The organism is Variovorax ureilyticus, assembly GCF_050632185.1.
Lineage (GTDB): Bacteria > Pseudomonadota > Gammaproteobacteria > Burkholderiales > Burkholderiaceae_C > Variovorax > Variovorax ureilyticus_A.
Map to the genome: position 1 here is coordinate 2,864,745 of NZ_CP192579.1, position 17,687 is coordinate 2,882,431.

Sequence of the window (17,687 nt, forward strand, 5' to 3'; positions counted from 1 at the left end):
CTTGAGGCCATGCTGCACCGCACCATTAGAGGAGCAGCTTCAAGTGAAACCACCCGTCAACTCAAACTGGAGCTCCCAAATGGCCCTCACCGCTGACCAACTGATCGCTGCTCAAAAAGCCAACCTCGAAACCCTCTTCGGCCTGACCAACAAGGCTTTCGAAGGCGTTGAAAAGCTCGTCGAACTCAACGTGACCGCTTCCAAGGCCGCTCTGACCGAAGCCGCCGACGCCAGCCAGGCCCTGCTGAACGTCAAGGACGCCCAGGAACTACTCACGCTGCAAGCCAGCCTGTTCCAGCCCCTCGCCGAGAAGACCGCCGCCTACAGCCGTCACCTGTACGACATCGCCCAAGGCACCGGCGCCGAGTTCACCAAGGCGTTCGAAGTCAAGGCCGCTGAAGCCCAGCAAGCCTTCGTCGGCCTGGTCGACAGCGCCGCCAAGAACGCTCCCGCCGGTTCGGAAACCGCCGTCGCCGTGATGAAGAGCGCCGTGGCCGCCGCCAACAACGCTTTCGAATCGGTGCAAAAGGCTGTCAAGCAAGCCACCGACGTCGCGGAAGCCAACTTCCAGGCCGTGTCCACCACCGCCGTGAACGCCGCCAAGAGCACCGCTCAAACGGCTTCGCGCAAGCGCTAAGAAATCAATCAGCAACAACCGCCTGCCTCGAGCGGGCGAAGATTGTCTCCTTGGGTCCTTCGGGATCCAATTCCAGGGCCTCGTCTTGCGACGAGGCCTTTTTTCGCCCATCCCGGCGCGCAATCAATAATTACCCCCAACGAGACACACAGGAGAAAAGTTCATGCAGATCGCAGGCAAGGTTTTCATCGTCACCGGCGGCGCCTCGGGGCTCGGCGAGGGCACGGCGCGCATGCTGGCGGCGAACGGCGGCAAGGTGGTCATCGCCGACATGCAGGCCGACAAGGGCGAGGCGGTCGCCGAGGAGATCGGTGGCGTCTTCGTCAAATGCGACGTGAGCCAGGAAGCAGACGGCCAGGCCGCCGTGGCGGCCGCCCTCAAGCTGGGCAAGCTGGTGGGCCTCGTCAATTGCGCCGGCATCGCGCCCGCCGAAAAGACCGTCGGCAAGAACGGGCCGCACGGCCTGGCGGTCTTCAGCAAGACGGTCACGGTCAACCTGGTGGGCAGCTTCAACATGATCCGCCTGGCAGCAGACGCGATGAGCAGGAACGAGCCCGAATCGACCGGCGAGCGTGGCGTGCTGATCTCCACCGCATCCGTCGCGGCCTACGACGGCCAGATCGGCCGAGGCCGCCTACAGCGCATCGAAGGGTGGCGTCGTCGGCATGACGCTGCCTATCGCGCGCGACCTGGCGCGCAGCGGCATCCGCAACATGACGATCGCTCCCGGCATCTTCGGCACGCCGATGCTGTTCGGCATGCCAAAGGAAGTGCAGGACGCGCTGGCCGCGAGCGTGCCCTTCCCCTCGCGCCTGGGCACGCCCGAGGACTACGCGAAGCTTGCCCGGCACATCATCGAGAACGACATGCTCAACGGCGAGGTGATCCGGCTCGACGGCGCGATCCGGCTGGCGCCTCGTTGAAGCCCCCAAGGCGCCTTCGGAATCGTCGGGCGGCTTCAGGCTGCCCGTGCGCTCCAGGCGCTCGTATTGCGCGATGACCTGCGCGCCGAACAGCACCAGCGTCGCGGCGATCTCCAGGCTCAGGAGCACCACGATCGCCGTCGTCAGCGAGCCGTAGACCACGCTCACCTGCGACAGCGTCGCGAAATACAGCACCAGGACCCGGCGCGTCACTTCCCAGAGCAGCGCCGCGGTCACTCCGCCGAGCAGCGCGTGCCGCCACCGCAAATGACCGACCGGCATCACCAGGTAGAGCGAGGTCAGCATGAAAATCTCGCCGGTCAACCCCAGCAGATACAGCAGAACCCCCGATACACCCGAGAGCGACCAGCTGCGGCCGAGCAACTCGACACGCTCTTCGCCGATGATCTGCAGCGCACCGGACACCAGCGTGACGAGCATGAGCCCGATGCACAGACAGAAGATGTAGATGTACGGCATCACCGCCGACATCAGGAAATGCCTCGAATGGTCCGCCTTGCGATGGTGGAAGATCACCGCCATCGCGCTCTCCAGCACCGTGAACCCCAGCGAGCTGAAGAAGATCATCGTCAGCAGCAGCACCGGCCCGAGCACGCCGGCATGGGCAAGGAAATTCGACAGTTCGGCGACCAGCGCGCGCGATTGCCCCGGCACGAGCCATTCGAGGTAGCGCCCGACCGCGTCGAGCAGCGCGGATTGGTCGATGAAGTGCGACAGCGCCATCACGCTGACGATCAGGAGCGGCACGATCGACAGCAGCGCGTAATAGGCGACCGCGCCCGCAAGCAGCAGCCCCTGGTTGGCCTTGAAGCCCTTGAGCGCCTCCCACATGAACTGGAGTGGGTGTCGCAGCAGCGGCACGGCGTGATGGATGGATCGGCGGATCATTGGTCGGTTTCGGGAAGACGAGTATGCCGCCGGCCGGCGACCATTTGATGGCTTGCGTATCATTTGCCGCTCTCCGCCTCCATGACCATCCCCGCCTCTTTCATCCAGGAACTGATCGCGCGCGCCGACATCGTGGAGATCGTCGGGCGCTACGTCCAGCTCAAGAAGGCGGGCGCCAACTTCATGGGCCTGTGCCCGTTCCACGGGGAGAAGTCGCCATCGTTCTCGGTCAGCCCGACCAAGCAGTTCTATCACTGCTTCGGCTGCGGCGCGCACGGCAATGCGATCGGCTTCCTGATGGAGCACGGCGGGATGGGCTTCGTCGAGGCGGTACACGACCTCGCCGGGCAGTACGGCATGCAGGTCCCCGAGGACAACGCCTCCCCCGAGGAACGCGCACGCGCCGCCGGCCAGCGCCAGAAGCAGGCCACGCTGACCGAGGTGCTCGCCCGGGCGGGCGACGCCTACCGCAAGCACCTGCGGCAGTCGAAAGGCGCGATCGACTACCTCAAGGGCCGCGGCGTCTCGGGCGAGATCGCACGCCACTTCGGCATCGGCTATGCGCCGGCGGGCTGGCGCACGCTGGCCAGCGTGTTCCCGGACTATGACGACCCGCTCCTGACCGAAAGCGGACTCGTGATCGCCGCCGAAGCGGACGACAGCGGCGAAGGCAGGCGCTACGACCGGTTCCGTGACCGGGTGATGTTCCCCATCCGCAACGTGAAGGGCGAATGCATCGGATTCGGCGGCCGGGTTCTCGGCGACGAGAAGCCCAAGTACCTGAATTCCCCGGAAACGCCGGTCTTCAGCAAGGGACGCGAGCTCTATGGGCTCTTCGAAGCCCGCGCCGCATTCCGCGAGCGCGGCTACGCCCTCGTTACCGAGGGCTACATGGACGTGGTGGCGCTCGCCCAGCTCGGCTTTCCGAACGCGGTCGCGACGCTGGGGACCGCCTGCACGCCGGAGCACGTGCAGAAGCTGTTCCGCTTCACCGACTCCGTGGTCTTCAGCTTCGACGGCGACGCCGCCGGCCGGCGCGCGGCGCGCAAGGCGCTCGACGGCGCGCTGCCCTACGCGACGGACGTGCGCAACATCAAGTTCCTCTTCCTGCCGGCGGAGCACGACCCGGACAGCTTCATCCGGGAATTCGGCGCCGATGCGTTCGCACGATTCGTCAACGAGGCCACGCCGCTCAGCCGATTCATGATCGAAGCCGCGCGCGAAGGCTGCGACCTGGGAACGGCCGAAGGCCGCGCGCACATGGCCAGCAATGCCCGGCCGCTATGGACTGCGCTGCCGGAGGGCGCCCTCAAACGTCAGTTGCTCGGCGAAATCGCGGCGCTGGTGCAATTGAGCGGCCAGGAGCTCGGCGACCTCTGGGCGCCGACGACCAGCAAGGCGCCTCCGCCCGTGCCAGCCGCCGCCAGCGACGGCGACTGGAGCGCCTGGGCCGGCCGCGGCGAATGGGTCGAAGACGCGCCCCGGAGCTTTCCGGACCGGCGGCGCTTCAAATCCTCCCGCCCGCCGTCGCCGCCGCGTCCACCGCCGGGCGGCCGCAAGCTGCCCACGAGCCGGCCCGACGTGGCGGCACGGCTGATCCTGTCGAACATGGCCGAATGGGAGGGCTTGTCGCACGAGCTCCACGCCATGCTCTGCGACCTGCCCGGGGATCATGGGCCGCTCTTCGCCTGGCTCGACAGCCAGCTGCACGAGCACGGCGTCCAGCCGTGGGCGGCGCTGCGCGAGGGATTGCGGGACCAGCCCTTCGAAGCGCTCGCCCTGCGCGTCATGACCGGCCCCGAAGGCGGCCCGCTGGTGAGCGCCGAGGGCGAAGGCGCCGCCGACGCGGCGCACGAGTTGCGCAACGTGCTCGGCTACATGCTCGACGACCTCCTCAAGGCCCAGCAGAGCGAGGCGATCGGGGCCGTCGGAAGCGATCCGCTGGCCCTGGAGCGTTACAAGGCCCTGGAAATCCGACGGCTCGAGTTGCGCAGGCGCCTGAGACCGGGTACGTGAAGCGGCACTTGAAAAAGCTGTAACACGCTATAATCTAAGGCTTCGCCGGACGCAAGTAGCGTCTGGCAACAAGGCAAGAGCGACAGCAGCACCTCCGGGCCGGCCCCAAGCGCAATGCACTTCCCAACGGGAAACGGGTCAATACACCGCAAGGACTGCACACCAAATGATCGCCCGACATCTTGCCTGTTGAAAGGCTCTTCGGGGACTTGCGTCCTCATGGCCTCATTGTTTGTGCTCCTGCCTGCGCCGGGTTTGTGGCGCTTGTGATTCCGCTTGGTCCATCTTGTTCTACGAGGTTTTATGCCCAGTTCGAAGAAGCCCGCCGTGTCCGCCGCCGCCAAGAAGCCCGCAGCAGAAGAGAAGCCGCTGAAGAAAGCCGCGCTGCCCGCAACCAAGACCGGCGCCGCCGCGTCCAAGGCGTCTGCAGCTACGAAAGTGAAAACCGTGCCCACCAAATCGACCACCACCGACGAAACCACGACGAAACCTGCCGCGAAGAAGGTTGGCCGTCCTCCCAAGGCAGCCGGCACGACGACCGGCGCCAAGCGGGGCCGCAAGCCGAAGGCGGCAGCAAGCGCTGAGGCCAGCGATATCGACCTGTCCGACATCGAGGACGATCTGACCGGTGATGAGCCGGCGGCTGCATCGACCGAGGAAAAGGCCAAGCCGCTGCGCATGAAGATCAGCAAGGCGAAGGAACGCGCCTTGATGAAGGAATTCGGCCTGGACGAAACCGTTCTGTCCGAAGAAGACCTGGCCAAGCGCCGCTCGCGCCTGAAGACCCTCATCACCCTGGGCAAGACCCGCGGCTACCTCACGCACGGCGAAATCTCCGACCACCTGCCCGACAAGCTGGTCGATGCCGAGACCATGGAAGTCGTGGTCACCATGCTCAACGACATGGGCGTGGCCGTCTACGAGCAGACGCCGGACGCCGAAACCCTGCTGCTGAACAACACCGCGCCCACGGCCACCACGGTCGAGGAAGCGGAAGAAGAAGCCGAAGCTGCCTTGTCGACGGTGGACAGCGAATTCGGCCGCACCACCGACCCGGTGCGCATGTACATGCGCGAAATGGGCACGGTCGAGCTGCTGACCCGCGAAGGCGAAATCGAGATCGCCAAGCGCATCGAAGGCGGCCTGATGTCCATGATGGAAGCCATCTCGGCTTCGCCCGCCACGATCGCCGAGATCCTGCGCCCGGCCGAGGACATCCGTGAAGGCAAGGTCGTCATCTCGACCATCGTCGACGGCTTCTCGAACCCGAACGAAGCCGACGACTACGTGGCCGAGGAAGACTTCGACGAGTTCGACGAGGAAGACGACGACGACGGCAAGGGCGGCTCCAAGGCGCTCACCAAGAAGCTCGAGGAACTCAAGAACGAGGCCCTCACCCGCTTCGACCGCATCGCGGGCCTGTTCGAGAAGATCCACAAGATCTACGACAAGGAAGGCTATGGCACGCCGTCCTACCAGAAGGCCCAGCATGCGTTGTCCGAGGAGCTGATGACCATCCGCTTCACGGCCCGCACCATCGAGAAGCTGTGCGACCTGGTGCGCACGCAGGTCGATGACGTGCGCAAGAAGGAACGCGAACTGCGCCGCATCATCGTGGACAAGTGCGGCTTCCCGCAGGACGACTTCATCCGCGACTTCAGCGGCTACGACAAGAACGGCAACCGCGTGGCCTCGAACCTGCTCAACCTGAGCTGGGTCGAGAAGCAGGCCGCCGCGGGCAAGCCGTGGAGCGCGGTGCTCCAGCGCAACATTCCGCCGGTGCAGGAACTGCAGCAGCGCCCGGCCGACATCCAGGCCCGCGTGGTGGTGCCGCTCTCCGAGCTGAAGGACATCAACAAGCGCATGAACGAAGGCGAATCGTCTTCGCGCGACGCCAAGAAGGAAATGATCGAGGCCAACCTGCGCCTCGTGATCTCCATCGCCAAGAAGTACACCAACCGCGGCCTGCAGTTCCTCGACCTGATCCAGGAAGGCAACATCGGCCTGATGAAGGCGGTCGACAAGTTCGAGTACCGCCGCGGCTACAAATTCTCGACCTACGCGACGTGGTGGATCCGCCAGGCGATCACCCGCTCGATCGCCGACCAGGCGCGCACCATCCGCATCCCGGTGCACATGATCGAGACCATCAACAAGATGAACCGCATCAGCCGCCAGCACCTGCAGGAGTTCGGCTTCGAGCCCGATGCCGGCATCCTGGCCGCGAAGATGGAGATCCCCGAAGACAAGATCCGCAAGATCATGAAGATCGCGAAGGAGCCGATCTCGATGGAAACCCCCATCGGCGACGACGACGATTCGCATCTGGGCGACTTCATCGAGGACAGCAGCAACACGGCGCCGATCGAGGCGGCGATGCAGGCAGGTCTTCGCGACGTGGTCAAGGACATCCTCGACAGCCTCACGCCGCGCGAAGCCAAGGTGCTGCGCATGCGCTTCGGCATCGAGATGTCGACCGACCACACGCTGGAAGAAGTCGGCAAGCAGTTCGACGTCACGCGCGAGCGCATCCGCCAGATCGAAGCGAAGGCGCTGCGCAAACTGAAGCACCCGAGCCGTTCCGACAAGCTCCGGAGCTTTATTGATACCCTCTGATCTCCAGCGATCGGAATCTGAAGGCGCCTGAGGGCGCCTTCTTTTTGCTCAAGAACAAGAAGGAGACCCAGGACGGATGAACCCCGACGCGCACAAGATCTGGCGCGCGCCCCGCTGGGCGCTGGCGGTGCTGCTCGCGGTGCTGGGCATGCTCGGGCCGTTCTCGATCGACACCTACATCCCGGCGTTCTCGGGCATCGCCCGTTCCATCGGCGCCTCACCGGTGGAGATGCAGCAGACGCTCTCCGCCTACCTCTTCGGCTTCGCGTTCATGAACCTCTTCCACGGCGCGCTGTCGGACAGCTTCGGGCGGCGGCCGGTGGTGCTCTGGGGGCTGGTGGTGTTCACGGCCGCATCGCTGGGCTGCGCGCTGTCGCAGACGATCGGGTGGCTGGTCTTCTTCCGCGCGCTGCAGGGCCTGTCGACCGGCGCGGGGATCGTGGTCTCGCGCGCGGTGATCCGCGACATGTTCCCGCCGGCCGAGGCGCAGCGGGTGATGAGCCAGGTCACGATCTACTTCGGCATCGCGCCGGCGATCGCCCCGATCGTGGGCGGGTTCCTTTTCGTGCATCTGGGCTGGCACAGCATCTTCTGGTTCCTGGTCGCCGTGGGCATGGTGCTGTGGATCGCCAACTACAAGCTGCTGCCCGAGACGCTGCACCGGGACCACCGCCAGCCCTTCGAGGTCCGGCACCTGCTCCGGGGCTACTGGAGCCTCTGCTCGGATCCGCGCTTCCTGCTGCTGGCGCTCGCGAGCGGGGTGCCGTTCAACGGCATGTTCCTCTACGTGCTGGCGGCGCCGGCCTTTCTCGGCGAACACCTCGGCCTCGCGCCGACCGAGTTCTTCTGGTTCTTCCTGCTCACCATCGGCGGGATCATGCTCGGCGCCTGGGCCAGCGGCCGCATGGCCGGCAAGGTGGCGCCGAAGCGGCAGATCCGCGACGGCTTCGTGATCATGCTGGCGACCTCGATCGTCAACGTGCTTGCCAACGCCCTCTTCACGCCGCACGCCGCCTGGGCCCTGTGGCCGCTGGCGGTGTTCGCCTTCGGGTGGGCGCTGATGGTTCCGGTCGTGACGCTGCTGGTGCTCGACCTGCATCCCGAACGCCGCGGCATGGCGTCTTCATTGCAGGCGGTGATCGCCTCCACGGCCAACGGCATCGTCGCGGGCATGGTGGCGCCGCTGGTGATGCAGTCCACGCTGGCACTGGCCGGCACCTCGATCCTGATGCTGGGCATCGGCCTCGTCGCCTGGGTCTGGCTGCATCGGCGTTGGCCGGAGATTGGGCGGCAGGCCGCCAAAGAGGCAAGTTGATTCTGATTTCATGCGCTTCCAAACTCTCTCCGACTTTGCGCGCGCCTGGATTCCGGGCCCCACGTCCGCCAACGCCCAGGAGCGCCTTCGGGCGACGGTGGGCGCCGCGGTCGGCCTGCTCTTCACCGCGCTGATCTGCCACTGGCTCACCGGCATCTCCTCCAGCGCCGCCTGGCTCATCGCGCCGATGGGCGCGAGCGCCGTGCTGGTCTTCGCGTTGCCGGCGAGCCCGCTCGCCCAGCCCTGGCCGGTGATCGGCGGCAACACCATCGCCGCGCTGGTCGGCATCGCCTGCGTGAACTGGCTACCGGACGGCGTGTGGCTCGATGCCTTCGCGACCGCGCTGGCGATCGGTGTGATGTTCTCGCTGCGCTGCCTGCATCCGCCGGGCGGCGCAGCCGCGCTTCTGATCGTGCTGACGCACACCACGAACTTTTCGTTCGCCCTGTTCCCGACCCTGACCAACTCGGTGCTGCTGGTGCTGGCGGGCGTGGTCTACAACACCCTGACCGGGCGGCGCTATCCGCACGTCCAGATCGCACCGAAGCCTTCACCGGCAGACAGCCGGTTCAGCTCGGCCGACATCGATGCGGTTCTGGCGCGCTACAACCAGGTGCTCGACATCAGCCGCGACGATCTCGAGTCGCTGATCCGCCAGACGGAGGTCGAGTCCTGGCACCGCCGGCTCGGCACCGTTCATTGCACCGACATCATGTCGCGCGACCTGGTCCACGTGGAGTTCGGAACACCGCTGCAGGAAGCCTGGACGCTGATGCACCAGCGGCGCATCAAGGCCCTGCCGGTGGTCGACCGCAGCCGGCGCGTGATCGGGATCATCACGCAGGCGGATTTCTTCCGGCACATCGACCTGCAGCACCACGAAGGCATCGGCGGGCGTCTGCGCGATTTCATCCGCGCCACGCGCACCGTGATGTCGAGCAAACCCGAAGTGGTCGGCCAGATCATGACCCGGCAGGTTCGCGTCGCGAGCCAGGAGCGGCCGCTCGCCGAGCTCGTGCCGCTCTTCTCCGAAGGCGGCCACCATCACATTCCAATCATCGACGCCGACAAGCGGCTGGTCGGCATGATCACGCAGTCCGATTTCGTGCGCGCGCTGTATCGGGCCGTGGGGCCTGAGGCCTGACGGGCCAGTACGCCGGGTCGGCGAAACGTTCCACCAGCAGGTCGAGCAGCAGGCGCAGCGCCGCCGGCGTCTGCCGCCGCGATCCATACAGGCCGTAGACGCCGAGCGGTTGCGGCGCGGCCTCCGGCAGCAGCGCGACGAGGCGCCCTTCCGCGATCAGCCTCCTGGTCGCATAGACGGGTTGCATGGCGATGCCCGCGCCCTCGACTGCCGCCGCCAGCAGCACGTTCGATTCATTGGCGCTGAGGTTGCCGCTGACCGGCACGACCAATCGCTCGCCCGCGAGATCGAATTCCCACAGGCTCTTGCCGAAGTACGAGTACGTCAGGCAGTTGTGGGTCGCCAGATCCTGCACCCGATGCGGCCTGCCGTGCGCGGCCAGATAGTCCGGCGAGGCGCAGATCACCGAATCGCACCGGCCCAGCGGGCGCGCGATCAGGTTCGGGTCGAGGTCGTTGGTGATGCGGATGGCGAGGTCGATCCGCTCCTCCACGAGATTCACCGATCGCGGCCCGATCAGCAGATCGATCGCCGCCAGCGGATAGCGGCGCAGGAACTCGGCCACCGTGGCGACCAGCACATCCTGCGCGAGCGACTGCGAACAGGCGACGCGCAAGAGCCCGCGCGGCGTGTCGGCTTCCTCCGCGGAGACGACGGCCATGTCCGCGACCAACTCGAGCATCCGGCGGCAGCGTGCAAGCGTCTCTCGACCCGCCTCGGTCAGGCTGAGCCGCCGCGTGGTGCGGTGCAGCAGGCGCGCGCCCGCCCACTGCTCCATCTGCGCCAGGTAGCGCGTCACCATCGCACGCGACATGTCCAGCACGTCAGCGGCGGCGGTCATGCTGCCTTTTTCGGCGATGCAGACGAAGACTTCGGCGGCGATCACGCGGTCCATATTCGATCGATTTGAGCAACAAACTTGCCCATCCTAAGACGTTTTTCGATCGAACCGGGAAACATACGATCATGGCCATGACCAGAAAGCCCACGACCCGCCGCGCGACGCTTCACTACGTCTTCGACCCGCTTTGCGGCTGGTGCTATGCCGCCGCGCCGCTGGTCGACGCGGCCCGCGCCATCCCCGGACTGAAGATCGAGCTCCACGGCGGCGGGATGATGACAGGGCCCAACCGGCGCCCCGTCACCCCGGAATGGCGCAGCTACGTGATACCCCACGACCGCCGGATCGCCGAGCTCAGTGGACAGCCGTTCGGTGCCGGCTACTTCGACGGCCTGCTCAACGATGGCGGCGCAATGCTGGACTCGACCCCACCGCTCACCGCAGTGCTCGCGGCACAGGCGGTGGCCGATCGCGGCCTCGACATGCTCAACCGCGTGCAGCGCGCCCACTATGTCGAAGGCCGCCGCATCGCCGAACGGCCCGTCCTGAACGATCTGGCGGCCGATATCGGCCTCGCACCCAACTTCGGCACGGCCTTCGACGAGCTGACGGGCGAAAGCACCCACCGCCACATCGCCCACAGCCGCCAATGGCTCGCGCGAGCGGGTGGACAGGGCTTCCCGACCTTCGCGCTGGAAACGCCCGCCGCGCAGGTCACGCCCATCGGAGCCGGACGCTTTCTCGGCCAGCCGGACGCCTGGGCTACACAGCTCGAACAGCTGATCGCGCAGGCCCTCTAACCCATCCCCATCCTGCTTCTCCAATCTCAGAAAGGGAGTTCATCGTGAAGATTGCCATCCTCGGCATTTCAGGCCGCGTCGGTTCGCGGATCGCCAACGAGCTGCTTCAGCGCGGCCACACCATCACAGGCATCGCGCGCAAGATCGACGGCGTGACCGAGCGCCCCAACCTGACCCTGAAAGCGGCCGATGCCACCTCGGCCGATGCGCTGGCGCCGCTGCTGCACGGCCATGACGCGATCATCAGTGCCACCCGCTTCGTCGGCGGCATCGATGCAGCGACGCTCATTTCGGCGGCGAAAAAGGCGGGCGTGCCGCGCGCGTTGGTCGTGGGCGGCGCAGGCAGCCTCGAGGTGGCGCCGGGCAAGGCGCTGGTCGAGACCCCCGACTTCCCCGAAGCCTACAAACCCGAAGCGCTCGCGGGTCGCGTGTTCCTCGACGCCCTCCGCGCCGAGAAAGACCTCGACTGGACCTTTCTCTCGCCGTCCGCGCTTTTCATGCCGGGAGAGCGCTCGGGCAAATTCCGCCTCGGCGGCGACGGCGTGCTGTCCGACGAACAGGGCAAGAGCTGGGTCTCGATGGAGGACTTCGCGATCGCGATGGCCGACGAACTCGAACATCCCAAGCACTCGCGCCGGCGATTCACCGTGGGGTATTGAGCTCACCCCCAGGCTCGCGCACTTCGTGTCGCTCTCCACCCCCTTTCAGGGGGCGATACCGGTGGACCGACCGAGCCGGATCCACGGTATCCCTGGCTTCGGGTGGCTGGCGCTGGCTTTCAGGGGGCGCTTGATGGCCATGCGCGCCCGCGCCGCTCAGCGGGAAACGCCGAGCAGCCGGTCCAGCAGGTCGGGCTGCGTGCGCAGCGTCGCGGCATGGTCCGCGTGCACGACGGTGCCGTGGTCGAGCACCACCGCCTCGTCCGAGATCGCGAGGATCGCCTGCGGATGCTGCTCGACGATGATCGCCGCCAGTCCCTCGTCCCGCGTGATGCGGCGGATGGCGCGCAGCAGCTCCTCGACGATGATCGGCGCGAGCCCTTCGAGCGGCTCGTCCAGCAGCAACAGCGTCGGGTTCACCACCAGCGCACGGCCGACGGCCAGCATCTGCTGTTCGCCACCCGAAAGCTGCGTGCCCAGGTTGCTCTTGCGCTCGGCCAGGCGCGGGAACATCTCGTAGACGCGCTGCGCATTCCACCTGCCCGGCCGCTCGACCGCGGTGAGGTTCTCGTGCACCGTCAGCGACTTGAAGATGTTGCGCTCCTGCGGCACCCAGCCGATACCGACCGCAGCGCGCTGGTGCGAAGGCAGCTTGTGCAAGGCGTTGCCGCCGAGCGTGATCGTGCCGCCGTGCTGGCGCGTTGCGCCCGCGAGCGTGTTGATCAGCGTCGTCTTGCCGGTGCCGTTGCGGCCCAGCAGCGCCAGCGTCTGTCCTTCGCCGAGCGAAAAGGAAATGTCGTGCAGGACCACGGCTTCGCCATAGCCCGCGCTCAGGTTCTCGATGCGCAGCAGCTCAGACATGTTCCTCTCCGTGGCCCAGGTAGACCTCCTTCACCTTCGGGTCGTTCGCGATCGTGTCCGGGTCGCCCTCGGTCAGCAGCGTGCCGTTGACCAGCACCGTCATGCGATCGGCAAAGCTGAACACCAGGTCCATGTCGTGCTCGATGAGCAGCACCGACACATCGGCCGGCAGCGCGGCCACGGTTTCCAGCAGCTCTTCGCGCTCGCCCGCCGGCACGCCGGCCACGGGCTCGTCGAGCAGCAGCACGCGCGGCTCGCAGGCCAGCGCGATCGCGATTTCAAGCAAGCGGCGCTTCCCGTAGGCCAGATGCTGGGTCTGCTGATTGGCGACATCGGCGAGCCGGAACTGCTCGAGCAACTGCCCTGCCCGCTCGGCGACCTGCTTCGAACTGCCCAGCGGCCGCCACCAATCGGTGCCAACGCCGGTGTGCTGCGACACCACGAGCGCAAGCGTCTCCAGTGGCGACATCGAATCGAACAGCTGGTTGATCTGGAAGGTGCGCACCATCCCGCGCGCCACCCGCCTGTGCGGCGCCAGGCGCGTGATGTCCTCGCCTTCGAGCACGATGCGGCCTTCGGTCGGCGTGAGCACGCCGGTCAGCAGGTTGATCAGCGTGGTCTTGCCCGCGCCGTTCGGGCCGATCAGCGCATGACGCGCGCCGCGCCGCAGGTTCAGCGACACATTGTTGGTCGCCGTGATGCCGCCGAAGCGCATCACGAGGCCGGTGGCCGAGAGGACGATGTCGTTCTTCACGTTGTTGTCGTTGCTCACGGTTTGGCCCCCCGCGAGCACCGAACCAGGTCCAGGGCTTGAGCAGCCGGTCACGGCCGACGAGCACCAGCAGCACCAGGATCAGGCCGATCCAGAACATCCAGTACTGCGGCGTGACGGCGGAGAGCGTGTCCTGCAGCACCTTGAAGACGATCGCGCCGGCGATGCCGCCGTAGAGCCAGCCCACCCCGCCGATCACCAGCATCAGCAGCACGTCGGCCGAGCGGTCGAAGGCGAGCACGTCCAGCGATGCGAAGCCCGTGGTCTGCGCGAGCAGCGCGCCCGCGCCACCCGCCACCGCGGCGGCGATGGTGTAGATCACCGCGAGCCGCGGGATCACCGGGATTCCGATCGCCATTGCGCGCAGGCGGTTGTCGCGGATCGCCTTGAGCGTTGCGCCAAAAGGCGAATTCACCAGCCGCCGCATCAGCAGGAAAAGCACCAGCATGACCGACAGCGAATACCACGCAGCCGTGCGGCCGTAGAGATCGAAATCGAACATGCCGAGCACCGGCCCCATGACCACGCCCTGCAGACCGTCGGCACCGCCAGTGAGCCAGTCGAGCTTGTTCGCGAGTTCGAGCAGCAGCAGCGCCGTGCCGAGCGTGACCATCAGCCGCGTGAGATCGCTGCCGCGCAGGATGGTGACGCTCGCGACCGCGCCCAGCAGCGCGGAAACCACAATCGCCACCACCAGGCCGACCGTCGGATCGGGCATCACGTGCTTGGCGAACAGTGCGGCCGCGTAGGCGCCCAGTCCGAAGAAGCCGGCATGGCCCAGCGACACGACACCGGTGTAGCCGAGGATCAGATCGAGCGACATCGCGAACAGCGCGACGATCGCGATCTCGTTGATCATGAGTGCGTGCGAGGGCAGCACCAGCGGCAGCACGAAGGCCACCGCCCAGACCACGAATTCCAGCGGGCGCCAGCGCGCCTTCGCGAGCAGCAGGGATTGGAAATCCATCACCGGCCTCCCTTGCGGGTGAACAGGCCCTGCGGCCGCCACATCAGGATGAGGATCATCAGCAGGTAGACGGTGAAGGCGCCCATCTTCGGGATGAAGTACTTGCCCGCCACATCGGCGACGCCGAGCAGCAGCGCCGCCAGCAGCGGTCCGGTGATCGAGGTGGTGCCGCCGACCGACACCACGATGAGGAAATAGATCATGTACTTGAGCGGGAAGGTCGGGTCCATCCCGAGGATCTCGGCGCCCAGCGCGCCGCCCAGACCGGCCAGTCCCGAGCCGACCGCGAAGGTCATGAGGAACACCACGTTCACGTTGATGCCCATGCCTGCGGCCACGCGCGGATCGTCCACCGCCGCGCGCAGCCGGCTGCCGAAGCGCGTGCGCGTGAGGATGAGCTGCAGCACCACCGTCAGCAGCGCGCACACCGCGATGATGAAGAGCCGGTAGTGGCCCATGCCGAGCATCAGCGCGCCGTCGCCGATCTCGGTGCGGCCGCGCAGCCACTCGGGCAGGTGGATGTTCTGCTGCGACGAGCCGACGAAATAGTCGATGCCCGCCACCGCCATGAAGGCAAGCCCGATCGAAAACATCACCTGGTCCAGGTGCGTCTTGCCGTACATCGGGCGGTAGAGCGTGCGTTCGAGCAACGCACCCATCGCACCGACCACGATGAACGCGAGCGGCAGGCAGGCGAGAAACGGCACGCCCAGCTTCTGCATGGCGAAGACCGTGATGTAGCCGCCCGCCATGGCGAAGGCGCCATGCGCGAGATTGATGAAGTTCATCAAGCCGAGCGTCACGGCCAATCCGACCGCCAGCACGAACAGCAGCATGCCGTAGGCAATGCCGTCAAAAAGAATAGTTAACACGGCCCCCAGCCTCGCTCACTTCGTGTGCTCGGACACCCCCTTCCGGGGGCACTCCCTGCGGCCTGGCGAAGCCAGTTCCGCGGGAGTTCCCGAACGGGCCTGGCTACGCAGGCCGGATCTGAAAAACGGAATCACTTGGACTTGCCGGGATCTTTGACGGACTTGATCACGTCGAACTCGACGTTGTAGAGCTGACCGTCCTTCTTCTCGACCTTGCGCAGATACACGTCCTGCGTGATGTCGCGTGTCTGCGCGTCGATCAGCACCTGGCCGCGCGGGCTTTCGAAGACCTGCCCCTTCATCGCGGCCAGCAGCGCGTCGCCGCCGCCCTGCCCCTTGGTGATCTTGAGCGCCTCGTAGATCATGCGCATGCCGTCATAGCCGCCGACGGCCATGAAGTTCGGGCGCATGTTCTTGTTGGCCTTCTCGAAAGCCTCGACGAACTTCTTGTTCATCGCCGACGGATGCGCCGCCGAGTAGTGGTGCGAGGTGACCACACCCAGTGCGCCATCGCCCATGTCGTTGAGCTGATCGTCATCGGTCAGGTCGCCGGTGCCGATGAGCTTAATGCCGGCCTTGTCCATGCCGCGCTCGAGGAACTGCTTCATCACGGCCGCGCCGGCGCCCGAAGGCACGAAGACGAACAGCGCGTCAGGCTTGGCGTCACGCACCTTCTGCAGGAACGGCGCGAAGTCGGGATTGCGCAGCGGCACGCGCAGCTTGTCGAGCACCTTGCCGCCATTGAGCTGGAAGCGCTCGGCGAAGAACTTCTCGGCATCGTTGCCCGGGCCGTAGTCGGACACCAGCGTCACGACCGACTTGATGCCGTTCTTCGGCGCCCAGTCGCCCATCGCGACCGACACCTGCGGCAGCGTGAAGCTCGAACGCAGCATGTAGGGCGAGGCCTCGGTGATCGCCGACGTGGCGGCCGCCATCGTGATGGCCGGGGTCTTCGACTGCGTGGCGATCGGTGCGACGGCGAGCGCGATCGGCGTGAGGCCGAAGCCGGCGAGCACATTCACCTTCTCGTTCACCACCAGTTCCTGCGCGATGCGCTTGGCGACGTCGGGCAGGCCCGTGTCATCCTTGACGATCAGTTCCACCTTCTTGCCCGCGACGGTGTCGCCGTTCTGGGCCATGTACAGGCGCGCCGCGGCTTCGATCTGGCGACCGGTGGACGCCTGCTGCCCGGTCATGGGCAGGATCAGGCCGATCTTGAAAGTGTCCGCGGCATGGGCCAGCGGCATCGCCAGCGCGATGGCGGTCAGGCCGGCGGCCTGGACGAGTTGACGACGAAGCATGGAAATCTCCTTCTGCGGTGATTCTGGAACGGTAAAAATCGGGGGTTATTGTGACGAAGTGCAAACTCGTGGGGGCGTCGGCAAACACCTAGCTTGCGCCGCGGACAAAAGGTTTCTGCGCGATCAGCGATTGCGGTGCGCGATCATCGCGCAAAGACCGCCTGCGCGGTTCGGGGTGGGAAGGTTCATTTCTTGCGGTTCCTCAATCGCGGCGACGGATGAGTTTCACGGCCGGCAACGCATCGGTCTGCGGGCCGTGCAAGGCATCGCGCAGATTGCGTTGCGCGATGCGGCTGTGCTCGCGCATCAGCGCCTCCGCGCGTGCGCCTTCGCGGTTCTCGATGGCGTCGAGCACCTGCCAGTGCTGGTCTTGCGCGATCAGCAACCTGTCGCGTGCACTCGGCGAATTCGCCTCCGCGACCACGAAGCCGGAGGGCGAAGCGAATGGCAGGTTGGTCACGCGCTCGGCCTGCATCGCGATCACCGGGCTGCCGGACATCTCGGCGAGCAGGCGATGGAATTCCGCGTTGTAGGCGACGTAGCGTGAGAAGGCCGCATCGTCGAGCGCCGGCTCGCGCATCAACTCGTCGATGCGCTTGAGGCAGGCGCGCGCCTCGCGCAGCACCATCTGCGGCGCCCCGCGCTCGGCGGCGAGCCGGGCCGACAGGCCTTCGAGCGTGCCGCGCAGCTCGATCGCATCGCTCACGTCCCGCTCGGAAAAGGTCCGCACCGCATAGCCGCCGCTCGGCAGCGCTTCGAGCAGGCCTTCCTGTTCGAGGCGCATCAGCGCGCTGCGCACCGGCGTGCGCGACACGCCCAGAAGCTCCGAGATCGCCACTTCGGCGATGCGTGCGCCGCCCGGCAGTTCGCCGGCGAGCACCATCTCGCGCAGGCGCAACTGGGCCTTGACGACCTGCGAGCCGCCGGCTTCGGCGTGGGATGAAACGGAAGGACTGGGGGGATGCACGGGATACGGAATGTATCCAAAGATCGCCGAGAGTCGGCCATTTTTGCACCAATACAAGGGTAAACACTCATGCCGGTGTATCCGCAA

At 66.3% G+C, this 17,687-nt stretch carries 13 protein-coding genes and 3 pseudogenes; 8 read left to right on the forward strand and 8 right to left on the reverse strand.

What is annotated here, in order from left to right:
- Window positions 1-79: 79 nt before the first annotated feature.
- On the forward strand, window positions 80-637 hold the full coding sequence (locus tag ACQ858_RS14160) for a phasin family protein (RefSeq protein ID WP_431276866.1): 558 nt from the start codon (window positions 80-82) through the stop codon (window positions 635-637).
- A 163-nt stretch (window positions 638-800) separates the two neighbouring features.
- Window positions 801-1,560, forward strand: a pseudogene (locus ACQ858_RS14165) (3-hydroxyacyl-CoA dehydrogenase).
- A gap of 27 nt (window positions 1,561-1,587) precedes the next feature.
- On the opposite strand, the pseudogene ACQ858_RS14170 reads toward ACQ858_RS14165, so the two are convergent.
- A pseudogene (locus ACQ858_RS14170) lies at window positions 1,588-2,469 on the reverse strand (YihY/virulence factor BrkB family protein); the annotation flags it as partial.
- Between the two features lie 81 nt (window positions 2,470-2,550).
- On the opposite strand from ACQ858_RS14170, the gene dnaG reads away from it, so the two are divergent.
- The 4 genes from dnaG (at window position 2,551) to ACQ858_RS14190 (ending at window position 9,560) form a co-directional block, all read left to right on the forward strand.
- A complete protein-coding gene (gene dnaG, locus ACQ858_RS14175) occupies window positions 2,551-4,485 on the forward strand; it encodes a DNA primase (protein WP_431273335.1) in 1,935 nt (644 codons plus the stop codon).
- A 303-nt stretch (window positions 4,486-4,788) separates the two neighbouring features.
- On the forward strand, window positions 4,789-7,101 hold the full coding sequence (rpoD, locus tag ACQ858_RS14180) for an RNA polymerase sigma factor RpoD (protein WP_431273336.1): 2,313 nt from the start codon (window positions 4,789-4,791) through the stop codon (window positions 7,099-7,101).
- Between the two features lie 76 nt (window positions 7,102-7,177).
- Window positions 7,178-8,416, forward strand: coding sequence for a multidrug effflux MFS transporter (locus ACQ858_RS14185; protein WP_431273337.1), 1,239 nt, complete (start codon window positions 7,178-7,180; stop codon window positions 8,414-8,416).
- A gap of 10 nt (window positions 8,417-8,426) precedes the next feature.
- Window positions 8,427-9,560 carry an HPP family protein gene (locus ACQ858_RS14190; protein WP_431273338.1) on the forward strand — a complete coding sequence of 378 codons (1,134 nt, stop codon included), beginning with the start codon at window positions 8,427-8,429 and terminating at the stop codon, window positions 9,558-9,560.
- Here ACQ858_RS14190 and ACQ858_RS14195 read toward each other — a convergent pair.
- Window positions 9,505-10,455: a LysR family transcriptional regulator gene (locus ACQ858_RS14195; protein ID WP_431273339.1), complete on the reverse strand. Its 951-nt coding sequence runs from the start codon at window positions 10,453-10,455 to the stop codon at window positions 9,505-9,507. The two genes, ACQ858_RS14190 and ACQ858_RS14195, sit on opposite strands and share 56 nt — an antisense overlap.
- A gap of 77 nt (window positions 10,456-10,532) precedes the next feature.
- On the opposite strand from ACQ858_RS14195, the gene ACQ858_RS14200 reads away from it, so the two are divergent.
- Window positions 10,533-11,201 carry a DsbA family protein gene (locus ACQ858_RS14200; RefSeq protein WP_431273340.1) on the forward strand — a complete coding sequence of 223 codons (669 nt, stop codon included), beginning with the start codon at window positions 10,533-10,535 and terminating at the stop codon, window positions 11,199-11,201.
- Window positions 11,202-11,245: 44 nt separating this feature from the next.
- Window positions 11,246-11,860 (forward strand): NAD(P)-dependent oxidoreductase, encoded by a 615-nt coding sequence (locus tag ACQ858_RS14205; RefSeq protein ID WP_431273341.1) that lies wholly within the window; start codon window positions 11,246-11,248, stop codon window positions 11,858-11,860.
- A 156-nt stretch (window positions 11,861-12,016) separates the two neighbouring features.
- Here ACQ858_RS14205 and ACQ858_RS14210 read toward each other — a convergent pair whose 3' ends face one another.
- The 6 genes and pseudogenes from ACQ858_RS14210 to ACQ858_RS14235 all read right to left on the reverse strand — a co-directional run bounded on the left by ACQ858_RS14210 (window position 12,017) and on the right by ACQ858_RS14235 (window position 17,600).
- Entirely contained in the window at window positions 12,017-12,721 is a 705-nt protein-coding gene (locus ACQ858_RS14210; RefSeq protein ID WP_431273342.1) for an ABC transporter ATP-binding protein, read from the reverse strand.
- Window positions 12,714-13,436, reverse strand: a complete 723-nt coding sequence (locus ACQ858_RS14215; RefSeq protein ID WP_431273343.1) for an ABC transporter ATP-binding protein — start codon at window positions 13,434-13,436, stop codon at window positions 12,714-12,716. The genes ACQ858_RS14210 and ACQ858_RS14215 overlap by 8 nt, the downstream gene beginning before the upstream one ends.
- Window positions 13,437-13,506: 70 nt before the next feature.
- Window positions 13,507-14,460: pseudogene (locus ACQ858_RS14220) on the reverse strand (branched-chain amino acid ABC transporter permease); the annotation flags it as partial.
- A complete protein-coding gene (locus ACQ858_RS14225; RefSeq protein WP_431273344.1) occupies window positions 14,460-15,332 on the reverse strand; it encodes a branched-chain amino acid ABC transporter permease in 873 nt (290 codons plus the stop codon). The gene ACQ858_RS14225 and the pseudogene ACQ858_RS14220, both read right to left, overlap by 1 nt.
- A 131-nt stretch (window positions 15,333-15,463) precedes the next feature.
- Window positions 15,464-16,633, reverse strand: coding sequence for an ABC transporter substrate-binding protein (locus ACQ858_RS14230; RefSeq protein ID WP_431273345.1), 1,170 nt, complete (start codon window positions 16,631-16,633; stop codon window positions 15,464-15,466).
- A gap of 202 nt (window positions 16,634-16,835) precedes the next feature.
- The gene (locus ACQ858_RS14235; protein WP_431273346.1) at window positions 16,836-17,600 is read right to left on the reverse strand and encodes a GntR family transcriptional regulator; all 765 of its coding nucleotides are present in this window, start codon (window positions 17,598-17,600) and stop codon (window positions 16,836-16,838) included.
- Window positions 17,601-17,687: the final 87 nt, after the last annotated feature.

Bases quoted from the DNA above. Each gene is read 5' to 3' on its own strand.
- ACQ858_RS14160 (WP_431276866.1), top strand. From the start codon at position 80: ATGGCCCTCACCGCTGACCAACTGATCGCTGCTCAAAAAGCCAACCTC.
- dnaG (WP_431273335.1), top strand. From the start codon at position 2,551: ATGACCATCCCCGCCTCTTTCATCCAGGAACTGATCGCGCGCGCCGAC.
- rpoD (WP_431273336.1), top strand. From the start codon at position 4,789: ATGCCCAGTTCGAAGAAGCCCGCCGTGTCCGCCGCCGCCAAGAAGCCC.
- ACQ858_RS14185 (WP_431273337.1), top strand. From the start codon at position 7,178: ATGAACCCCGACGCGCACAAGATCTGGCGCGCGCCCCGCTGGGCGCTG.
- ACQ858_RS14190 (WP_431273338.1), top strand. From the start codon at position 8,427: ATGCGCTTCCAAACTCTCTCCGACTTTGCGCGCGCCTGGATTCCGGGC.
- ACQ858_RS14195 (WP_431273339.1), bottom strand. From the start codon at position 10,455: ATGGACCGCGTGATCGCCGCCGAAGTCTTCGTCTGCATCGCCGAAAAA.
- ACQ858_RS14200 (WP_431273340.1), top strand. From the start codon at position 10,533: ATGACCAGAAAGCCCACGACCCGCCGCGCGACGCTTCACTACGTCTTC.
- ACQ858_RS14210 (WP_431273342.1), bottom strand. From the start codon at position 12,721: ATGTCTGAGCTGCTGCGCATCGAGAACCTGAGCGCGGGCTATGGCGAA.
- ACQ858_RS14215 (WP_431273343.1), bottom strand. From the start codon at position 13,436: ATGCGCTTCGGCGGCATCACGGCGACCAACAATGTGTCGCTGAACCTG.
- ACQ858_RS14230 (WP_431273345.1), bottom strand. From the start codon at position 16,633: ATGCTTCGTCGTCAACTCGTCCAGGCCGCCGGCCTGACCGCCATCGCG.